Raw genomic sequence first — 829 nt, 5'->3', positions numbered from 1 at the left:
CCGAAGAGCCCGCTCCGACCGAGCGCCGACGCGGTCGGCTTCGAGTTCTGAAGGGCCCCGAGTCGGTCGACCGACGAGGTCGCGTGTTTATAAACGGATCCGCGGTGGTGCGAGGCTCTGTTGAAACCCATCGGAACTGATAGGATCGGTGTGTGAGATACAGAGGATCCGTACGGTAGTATTTCACCGTACTACGAGCGATCAGCTCGTCGGCAGCCCTGTGATTACAGCCGTACGGGGCTTCAGAACCCCGCCTACGGTTGACATTCGAGTAGAGGAAATTGCCTTGGGTCCGTGTCCTCGTCGCTGGCCCTGTGCTCGTCGCTTTGTCGGACGACGTGTGAGTCTACGTAGTAGCGGGTAGACATCGACAAATAATCTCCATGCGTCCTGCGGATATCGAACTGAATGGTGACGGGAGTGCCGTCAACGCTGATAAATCGGCCGTCTTCGGTACCTGGGAGCGACTCGAACTCGTGGCGCACCGGCTCCAGATCCGAGTGTGGAGCGCCACTAGATTCTACTCTCTCATTCCGCTCGGCGGCTTCTCTGGCGAACTCTCGCAGTAGTTTGCTGTCGAGAGTTTCGACCGACGGGATATCAAAGTCGGGCGGATCGGTCGTCGGTTTGGCTTCTATCTCGGGAACATCTCTGTAATCGGCGCCACCCCACCCAACGGTAACTACGTATCCGTACTCGTGGCTGTCGATGGAGGTCACACTCCCGCTGACCGAGTCGTCCTCGTGAGTGGGCGAAAACATCTCATCGAGTACGTAGGTTTCGTGATACTCGATCACAAACGTTCCGACCGCCTCACGAGAGAGTTCGT

At 57.7% G+C, this 829-nt stretch carries 1 protein-coding gene; it reads right to left on the bottom strand.

Annotation, left to right across the window (positions count from 1 at the left end; translation table 11 throughout):
- Nucleotides 1-254: 254 nt before the first annotated feature.
- On the bottom strand, nt 255-829 hold a 575-nt coding region (locus tag EXE42_RS18810; protein WP_158293747.1), incomplete at its 5' end, for a hypothetical protein.

It is taken from the genome of Halorubrum sp. SP3 (assembly GCF_005435195.1).
GTDB classification, from domain to species: Archaea; Halobacteriota; Halobacteria; order Halobacteriales; family Haloferacaceae; genus Halorubrum; species Halorubrum sodomense.
The sequence above is the reverse complement of the archived record's forward strand: the minus strand, read 5'-3'. Positions and strand labels throughout refer to the sequence as shown.